General features: G+C 38.2%; 9 protein-coding genes and 1 pseudogene. 9 read left to right on the top strand and 1 reads right to left on the bottom strand.

The genetic code is table 11. The annotated features are described in order from the left end of the window. Positions 1 to 360: 360 nt before the first annotated feature. From MKO96_RS06925 to MKO96_RS06895, 7 genes are read left to right on the top strand one after another with little or no spacing between them, the layout of a single operon-like run. A complete protein-coding gene (locus MKO96_RS06925) occupies positions 361 to 702 on the top strand; it encodes a nucleotide pyrophosphohydrolase (protein ID WP_240587390.1) in 342 nt (113 codons plus the stop codon). Beyond that, positions 702 to 1502, top strand: coding sequence for a dihydrodipicolinate reductase (gene dapB, locus MKO96_RS06920; protein ID WP_000658799.1), 801 nt, complete (start codon positions 702 to 704; stop codon positions 1500 to 1502). Before MKO96_RS06925 ends, dapB begins: the two co-directional genes overlap by 1 nt. A 14-nt stretch (positions 1503 to 1516) precedes the next feature. After that, positions 1517 to 1912 carry a methylglyoxal synthase gene (gene mgsA / locus MKO96_RS06915; protein WP_000684767.1) on the top strand — a complete coding sequence of 132 codons (396 nt, stop codon included), beginning with the start codon at positions 1517 to 1519 and terminating at the stop codon, positions 1910 to 1912. Positions 1913 to 1923: 11 nt separating this feature from the next. Next, complete coding sequence (gene bshB1 / locus MKO96_RS06910) at positions 1924 to 2628, top strand: bacillithiol biosynthesis deacetylase BshB1 (RefSeq protein WP_098273467.1); 705 nt, start codon at positions 1924 to 1926, stop codon at positions 2626 to 2628. Continuing rightward, the gene (gene bshA, locus MKO96_RS06905) at positions 2625 to 3770 is read left to right on the top strand and encodes an N-acetyl-alpha-D-glucosaminyl L-malate synthase BshA (RefSeq protein WP_087979996.1); all 1146 of its coding nucleotides are present in this window, start codon (positions 2625 to 2627) and stop codon (positions 3768 to 3770) included. The genes bshB1 and bshA overlap by 4 nt, the downstream gene beginning before the upstream one ends. Then, positions 3757 to 4950: a CCA tRNA nucleotidyltransferase gene (locus MKO96_RS06900; RefSeq protein ID WP_098871134.1), complete on the top strand. Its 1194-nt coding sequence runs from the start codon at positions 3757 to 3759 to the stop codon at positions 4948 to 4950. Before bshA ends, MKO96_RS06900 begins: the two co-directional genes overlap by 14 nt. Beyond that, entirely contained in the window at positions 4935 to 5915 is a 981-nt protein-coding gene (locus MKO96_RS06895; protein ID WP_240587088.1) for a biotin--[acetyl-CoA-carboxylase] ligase, read from the top strand. The genes MKO96_RS06900 and MKO96_RS06895 overlap by 16 nt, the downstream gene beginning before the upstream one ends. Before the next feature lie 26 nt (positions 5916 to 5941). Here MKO96_RS06895 and MKO96_RS06890 read toward each other — a convergent pair. Then, positions 5942 to 6331, bottom strand: a pseudogene (locus MKO96_RS06890) (cupredoxin domain-containing protein). 409 nt (positions 6332 to 6740) lie between these two features. Between MKO96_RS06890 and panB the strand changes: the two are divergent. After that, positions 6741 to 7577, top strand: coding sequence for a 3-methyl-2-oxobutanoate hydroxymethyltransferase (gene panB, locus MKO96_RS06885; RefSeq protein WP_000853116.1), 837 nt, complete (start codon positions 6741 to 6743; stop codon positions 7575 to 7577). Further along, positions 7577 to 8425 carry a pantoate--beta-alanine ligase gene (gene panC / locus MKO96_RS06880; RefSeq protein WP_240587087.1) on the top strand — a complete coding sequence of 283 codons (849 nt, stop codon included), beginning with the start codon at positions 7577 to 7579 and terminating at the stop codon, positions 8423 to 8425. The genes panB and panC overlap by 1 nt, the downstream gene beginning before the upstream one ends. The last annotated feature ends 4 nt before the right edge of the window (positions 8426 to 8429 follow it).

Raw genomic sequence — 8429 nt, 5'->3', positions numbered from 1 at the left:
GCAAAAGAAAGTTTCCCTTTACCCCGTTCCAACGGCTGGTAGGGGATAAAGCTCTGAAGAAGGACAAACCAGCCATAGGAACCCGATTGGTTCGGGCTGATCTTTTGCAAAAATCGCAAAAGAAAGTTTCCCTTTACCCCGTTCCAACGGCTGGTAGGAGATAAAGCTCTGAAGAAGGGCAAACCAGCCATAGGAACCCGATTGGTTCAACTAATCTTTTGCAAAAACGGCAAAAGAAAGTTTCACTTTATTATATTCTATCTAAAAAAGGGTCGCAAATAGGTGTTTGGCGGGGAATAATATTTGTCAAATCGCGATGAATTGGCTAACATGAAAGAGGAAGGATTAGAGGTGAATTGTATGGAAGCGAAAACGATGAAGGATATGCAGAAAGAAGTAGATGCATATATTGGTCAGTTTAAAGAAGGTTATTTCAGTCCACTTGCAATGATGGCTCGTTTAACGGAAGAAATGGGGGAGCTTGCAAGAGAGGTTAATCATTATTATGGTGAGAAACCGAAGAAAACAACTGAAACAGAACGTAGTATTGAAGAAGAGCTTGGAGATGTATTATTTGTTATGATTTGTATGGCAAATAGTTTAAATATTGATTTAGAAACAGCACATAACATTGTAATGAATAAATTTAATACTCGCGATAAAGATCGCTGGACACGTATTGATGAGGGAGAGAAAGATTAATGAAAGAAATTAAAGTAATTATCGCTGGACCAAGAGGACGTATGGGACATGAAGCAGTCCTTCTCATGGAAAGAACGGAACATTTTAATTTAGTAGCGGCAGTGGATTATAAGCATGGCGGAGAGAAAATTTCTGATTTACCGGGTATGCCAGCGCTAGATGCACCTATTTACGCAGATTTACATACTTGTTTAGAGGAAGTAGAAGCTGATGTGTTATTAGATTTAACAACGCCGGAAGTTGGGAAACAACACGTTACACTTGCAGTTGAGCGTGGACTTCGTTCTGTTATTGGTACAACTGGATTTACAGAAGAAGAACTAAAGCAATTGACAGAGAATGCGAAAGAAAAAGCAGTAGGAACAATTATCGCTCCAAACTTTGCAATTGGTGCAGTTCTTATGATGAAATTCTCACAAATGGCAGCGAAGTACTTCCAAGATGTTGAAGTAATTGAATTGCATCATGATCAAAAATTAGATGCACCATCTGGTACAGCGGTAAAAACAGTAGAATTAATTCGTCAAAACCGTGAATCAAAGCAGCAGGGTCATCCAAATGAAGTAGAGCAACTAGAAGGAGCTCGTGGTGCAAATGTAGACGGTATTCACATTCATAGTGTACGTTTACCAGGACTTATTGCACACCAAGAAGTAATGTTTGGTGGAGATGGACAAATGTTAACGGTTCGCCATGATTCATTCAATCGTGCATCCTTTATGTCAGGTGTAAAACTATCAATTGATACAGTAATGAATTTAGATCATCTTGTGTACGGATTAGAAAACATTATCGACTAAAGGGGAGACAACGGATGAAAATTGCCTTAATCGCACATGACAAAAAGAAAAATGACATGGTTTCGTTTGCGTATGCATATAAACCAATTTTTGAGCAACATGAATTGTTTGCAACAGGGACGACAGGACTTCGTATCATGGAGGCAACTGGTTTAGTTGTAACAAGATATCAATCGGGTCCTCTTGGTGGTGATCAAGAAATTGGTGCCATGATTGCGAAAAATGATATGGATATGGTGATTTTTTTTCGGGATCCACTAACTGCTCAGCCGCATGAACCAGATGTAAATGCATTGCTTCGTCTATGTGATGTATATGCGATTCCACTTGCAACGAATATGGCAAGTGCTGAAATGTTAATGCACGCATTAGAGCGAGGAGATTTAGATTACCGCAAGTTAAGAAAATGAGGGGAACAATTATGAGTGGATTACATATATTAGCGTTTGGTGCTCATGCCGATGATGTTGAAATCGGCATGGCTGGTACCATTGCTAAATATACGAAGCAAGGGTATGAAGTAGGTATTTGTGATTTAACAGAAGCTGATCTTTCTTCTAATGGAACGATAGAATTGAGAAAAGAAGAAGCAAAGGTGGCAGCTCGTATAATGGGAGTAAAAACGAGACTGAATTTAGCGATGCCAGACCGTGGTTTGTATATGAAAGAAGAGTATATACGTGAAATTGTAAAGGTGATTCGTACATATAAACCAAAACTAGTTTTTGCGCCGTATTATGAAGATCGTCATCCAGATCATGCGAATTGTGCAAAACTTGTGGAAGAAGCTATTTTTTCAGCGGGAATTCGTAAATATATGCCAGAGCTTCCACCACATCGTGTGGAGTCTTTTTATTATTATATGATTAATGGTTTTCATAAACCGAATTTTTGTATAGATATAAGTGAGTACCTTTCTATAAAAGTGGAAGCATTAGAAGCATATGAAAGTCAGTTTTCAACAAGTAGTGATGGTGTGAAAACGCCGTTAACAGAAGGTTATGTTGAAACTGTGGTCGCTCGAGAGAAAATGTTTGGAAAAGAAGTTGGAGTCTTATATGCCGAGGGATTTATGAGTAAGAAACCGGTTTTATTACATGCTGATTTAATAGGGGGATGTAAATGAAATTAAAAATAGGTATTACATGTTATCCTTCTGTAGGTGGTTCTGGAGTTGTTGGAACAGAATTAGGAAAGCAATTAGCGGAACGCGGGCATGAAATTCATTTTATTACATCGGGTTTACCATTCCGGTTAAATAAAGTGTATCCAAACATTTATTTTCATGAAGTGACGGTAAATCAATACTCTGTATTTCAATATCCACCATACGATTTAGCGTTAGCGAGTAAAATGGCAGAGGTTGCACAAAGAGAAAACCTAGATATTTTACATGTGCATTACGCAATACCACATGCAATTTGTGCTTATTTAGCAAAACAAATGATTGGAGAGCGTATTAAAATTGTTACAACCTTGCATGGAACAGATATTACTGTGTTAGGTTCCGACCCTTCGCTAAATAATTTAATTCGTTTTGGTATTGAGCAATCTGATGTTGTGACGGCTGTCTCGCATTCATTAATTAACGAAACGCATGAGCTTGTAAAACCAAATAAAAACATTCAAACGGTATATAACTTTATAGACGAACGTGTATATTTCAAGCGTGATATGTCTCAATTAAAGAAAGAATACGGTATAAGTGAGAGTGAAAAGATACTAATTCACATTTCAAATTTCCGTAAAGTGAAACGTGTTCAAGATGTTGTTCAGGCATTTGCTAAAATTGTTACAGAAGTAGATGCAAAGTTGCTTCTTGTTGGAGATGGACCAGAATTTTGCACGATTTTACAGATAGTGAAAAATCTACATATTGAAGATCGCGTCTTATTCTTAGGGAAGCAAGATAATGTTGCAGAGCTACTTGCGATGAGTGATTTAATGTTGCTTCTATCAGAGAAGGAGAGTTTTGGTCTTGTTTTATTAGAAGCGATGGCGTGTGGTGTACCTTGTATCGGAACAAGGGTTGGAGGTATTCCAGAAGTCATTCAACATGGTGAAACAGGATATTTATGTGAAGTTGGCAATCCAGCAGGAGTGGCAAATCAAGCCATTCAGCTATTAAAGGATGAAGAACTTCACCGTAATATGGGAGAGCGAGCAAGAGCAAGTGTTTACGAGCAGTTCCGCTCTGAAAAAATCGTCTCACAATATGAAACGATTTACTATGATGTACTAAGGGATGACAAAAATGAAAAGATTTAAAAAAGCTAGCTCTATTATTGAGACTTTAAAGCAACAAGGACATGAGGCCTACTTTGTCGGTGGAAGCGTACGAGATCTTATTATCGATAGGCCGATTGGAGATATTGATATTGCGACATCTGCTTTACCAGAAGAAGTGATGGCTATATTTCCAAGACATGTTCCTGTTGGTCTTGAGCATGGAACTGTAATTGTGGTAGAAAATGGTGAACCTTATGAGGTAACCACTTTTCGAACAGAGAGCGAATATGAAGATTTTCGAAGACCTAGTAGTGTTCAATTTGTTCGTTCATTAGAAGAGGATTTAAAACGCCGTGATTTCACAATGAATGCAATTGCGATGACAGAAGAAGGCGAAATGGTTGATTTATTTGCTGGACAGGAAGCGATTCAAAAGAGAGAAATTGTGACAGTTGGCAATGCTGCGGATCGTTTTCAAGAAGACGCCCTGCGAATGATGCGTGGTATTCGTTTCGTAAGTACGCTAGGTTTTTCTTTAGAAATGAAAACGAAACAAGCAATTGAAACATATGGACATTTACTGGAACATATTGCAATTGAGCGAATTACAGTGGAATTTGAGAAGCTGTTAACTGGTACATATTGCGTGAAGGGCTTGCAAGAATTAGTAGAAACGAAGCTATTTTCTCATCTGCCATATTTACAAATGTCAGATGAGAGATTATTAAAAGCTACGCAGTATAACTGGGATTCTTTTGAAACGGACATTGAGGCATGGGCATTCTTCTTATATTGTATCGGAGAAGAGCATCCATCTGTCTTTTTACGTCAATGGAAGTTTTCGAATAAAAAAATAAAAGATATCGTCGCAGTTTTATTAACAATTCGTACGAGAAAGGAGAAGGATTGGGATACAGTCCTTCTTTATAAAACGGGACTTCATATCGCTGAAATGGCCGAAAGAGTATATGAAGCGATGATTGAAAGCTATGATCATACATCTGTTAAACGAGTACAAACGTTGTTTGAAGCATTGCCAATCAAGAGTCGCCAAGAAATGAATGTGACTGGGAATGATTTATTAAACTGGGCAAATAAAAAGCCCGGTCCGTGGGTTGCTGAAATGATTCAAAAAATTGAGGAAGCAATCGTACAAGGAAACGTAGTTAATGAGAAAGAGTGTATAAGGGAGTGGCTGCAAGAATGCAATCTACTATAAGAAAGCAGTTATTGCAAGTTTTTTCGGAAGCGGATGGCGCGTTTGTATCTGGCCAAACGATTAGTGATAAACTTGGTTGTTCAAGAACCGCTGTGTGGAAACATATGGAGGACCTTCGGAATGAGGGATATGAACTTGAAGCTGTGCGTCGATTAGGTTATCGCATTGCGGGTAAGCCAGACAAAGTAACTGCTAATGAAATTCAGTTAGGGTTACAAACGAAACATATTGGTAGAACGGTATATTTTGAAGAAACTGTTGAATCCACACAGCATATTGCAGCAAAACTTGCTTATGAAGGCGCAGAAGAAGGAACGATTGTTGTGGCAGAAGAACAATCGTCGGGTAGAGGTCGTTTAAGCAGGAAATGGTATTCACCAAAAGGAACAGGCATTTGGATGAGTATTATTTTACGTCCATCAATCCCGGTTCATCATGCACCACAACTTACTTTATTAGCGGCTGTTAGCGTTGCACAAGCAATTGAAAAGTGCACGGGTGTAAACGTAGGAATAAAATGGCCGAATGATATTTTAATTCAAGGTAAAAAGGCTGTAGGTATATTAACAGAAATGCAGGCAGATCCTGATAAAATTAATGCTGTCATTATGGGCATTGGTATTAATGCGAATCAAAAGCAAGAACATTTTGATGAGGAAATTCAGCATATTGCTACTTCTTTAGCGATTGAATCTGGTAAGCCAATTGTTCGTGCAGAGCTTATGCAACAAATCTTTTTACAACTAGAAAAATTATATGAAGAGTATTTACAAAATGGTTTCTCTGTTATTAAAATTCTTTGGGAAAGTTACGCTGTGAGCATCGGGAAAGAAATTACCGCTCGAACGATGAGAGAGACAATTATAGGGGTAGCAAAAGGAATTACAGAGGATGGTGTATTACTTCTAGAGGATCATGAAGGGAAAGTACATCACATTCATTCCGCGGATATCGAAATTAAGTAAAAGAAGTTCCTTTTTGGAACTTCTTTTCATTTGACTATTACTTTGCCTTCCATCCCTTTAAGAAGATGGTACCGGCATATTAATTCATATGTACCAGTATTTTTAGGTTTCACGGTAATATTTTTTTCTTTTCCTGACTCGACTACGACGTCAATGCCAAGTTTTTTCACTGTAAAGGTGTGCTCATTCTTACCTTTGTTTTTTAATAGCAATGTGGTTGACTCTTCAATTGGAATCGTGATGACGTTTGGCTGAAAGTAATCATCGTTTAATTCAACCTCAATTACTTTCGTTGAATCGATAGGTTATGTTACGACGTTAACTGAGGCAAATGCATGGAAGGAGCTAAAAGTTATCATCCCTACAATCATCACAAGCAGACCGGTGAATCGAAATAACCATTTGTTCATAAACATTCGCAATTCTCCTTTTGTAAGTACGTTCCTCAATTAACCTGCATCATTAGTTCACGAGTTATACAATGTATGTAAACAAAGCTATTTATCCTTTCTATGGGTGCGTTAGTTATGAAAATTTCACATACCGTAATGAGGATAAAAATTATTTTTTCAAAAAAATGTAGTAATTCCTTTTTGGAGTTTGCTATAATTAGTTCGAATGTGGGCAGTATCAGAGCGAACTGCACCATGATTCGAAGCAATACGAAAAATAATAACTTGGATTCTGCCTTGATCCAATAACGGACTGGGACAGAGGGATGAATAATGCCGACTAACACACAACCCTTCTGCCCTTTTATGGCCAGAGGGGTTTTTTATATGATTTCGGCCATCTCCTCTCTCCTGTATAAAGGAGGAGTAGTTTTTGAAAACAAAAACAGATTTTTTGAAGATGAAAGAGCAAGGTGAGCCGATTACGATGCTAACGGCGTATGATTATCCATCTGCTAAGTTAGCAGAAGAAGCTGAAGTTGATATGATTCTAGTTGGAGATTCCCTTGGGATGGTTGTGCTCGGCTACGATTCAACAGTACCTGTAACAGTAGAGGATATGATTCATCATACGAAAGCTGTACGCCGAGGAGCGAAAGAGACGTTTATTGTAACTGATATGCCATTTATGTCGTATCATGTGTCGCCTCAAGATACGATGGTGAATGCACGCCGCATTGTTCAAGAGAGTGGTGCTCATGCACTGAAGGTAGAAGGTGCAGGGGAAGTGGTATCAACTATTCATTACTTGACGAATGCAGGAATTCCTGTCGTGGCACACTTAGGCTTAACTCCTCAATCTGTAGGAGTACTAGGTGGGTATAAAGTACAAGGAAAAGATGCTGAAAGTGCAAAAAAATTAATAGAAGATGCGAAGAGATGTGAGGAAGCTGGTGCGATAGCGCTTGTGCTAGAATGTGTGCCAATGCAGTTAGCGGAATTAATTTCTAAGCAACTAACAATTCCGACGATTGGAATTGGAGCAGGGAAAAAAGTAGATGGGCAAGTACTTGTTTATCATGATCTTATCTCATACGGCGTAAATCGTGTTCCGAAATTTGTAAAGCAATATACGTCTGTTCAAGAGGAGATTGTGCGAGGGATTTCACAATACGTTACTGAAGTAAAGACAGGGCAATTTCCAGAAGAAAAACATTCATTCACAATGAAAGAGGAAGAATGCTTAGCGTTATACGGAGGAAAACAATAATGAAAATCGTAACTACAGTGCAAGAGATGCAGCAAATTACAAACGAACTTCGTATAAGTGGAAAAAGTATTGGTTTTGTTCCAACGATGGGTTATTTACATGAAGGTCATGCGACTTTATTACGTAAGGCAAGAGCAGAAAATAAAATTGTAGTTTTAAGCGTGTTTGTCAATCCACTACAGTTTGGGCCGAATGAAGATTTAGATCGATACCCTCGTGATATTGATAGAGATGAAAATGTAGCAAAAGAAAACGGTGTAGATTATTTATTTTATCCGAGCGTAGAAGAAATGTATCCAGCAGAACAAACGACAACAGTAGCAGTTGTGAAACGTACCGATGTATTATGTGGCAAACAAAGACCTGGTCATTTCGCTGGTGTTGCGACTGTACTAATGAAACTATTTAATATTACATTGCCAACGCGTGCTTATTTCGGTATGAAAGATGCACAGCAAGTTGCTGTCATTGAAGGATTTGTCGCTGATTTTAATATTCCGGTTACGATTGTATCGGTGGATATTGTAAGGGAAGTAGATGGATTAGCGAAAAGTTCTCGTAACGTGTATTTATCACAAGAAGAGCGTGAAGCGGCTCCTCATTTATACCGCAGTCTATGTATAGCGAAAGAAAGAATTGAAGCAGGCGAACGTAATGCAGAAATCATTACAACTCTTGTGAAAGAGTATATTGAGACGTATACGAAAGGCACTGTAGATTATGCTGATTTATATGCCTATCCTTCACTACAAGTAATAGATAAAATTGAAGGACGAATCATTTTAGCAATTGCAGTTAAATTTGAGAATGTACGATTAATTGACAATATAACATTAACGGTTAAATAAGGGG

It is taken from the genome of Bacillus sp. ES1-5, assembly GCF_022487605.1.
Lineage (GTDB): Bacteria > Bacillota > Bacilli > Bacillales > Bacillaceae_G > Bacillus_A > Bacillus_A wiedmannii.
This window is presented reverse-complemented; position numbering and strand designations above follow the sequence as displayed.

Bases quoted from the DNA above. Each gene is read 5' to 3' on its own strand.
- bshA (WP_087979996.1), top strand. From the start codon at position 2,625: ATGAAATTAAAAATAGGTATTACATGTTATCCTTCTGTAGGTGGTTCT.
- dapB (WP_000658799.1), top strand. From the start codon at position 702: ATGAAAGAAATTAAAGTAATTATCGCTGGACCAAGAGGACGTATGGGA.
- panC (WP_240587087.1), top strand. From the start codon at position 7,577: ATGAAAATCGTAACTACAGTGCAAGAGATGCAGCAAATTACAAACGAA.
- bshB1 (WP_098273467.1), top strand. From the start codon at position 1,924: ATGAGTGGATTACATATATTAGCGTTTGGTGCTCATGCCGATGATGTT.
- MKO96_RS06900 (WP_098871134.1), top strand. From the start codon at position 3,757: ATGAAAAGATTTAAAAAAGCTAGCTCTATTATTGAGACTTTAAAGCAA.
- mgsA (WP_000684767.1), top strand. From the start codon at position 1,517: ATGAAAATTGCCTTAATCGCACATGACAAAAAGAAAAATGACATGGTT.
- MKO96_RS06925 (WP_240587390.1), top strand. From the start codon at position 361: ATGGAAGCGAAAACGATGAAGGATATGCAGAAAGAAGTAGATGCATAT.
- MKO96_RS06895 (WP_240587088.1), top strand. From the start codon at position 4,935: ATGCAATCTACTATAAGAAAGCAGTTATTGCAAGTTTTTTCGGAAGCG.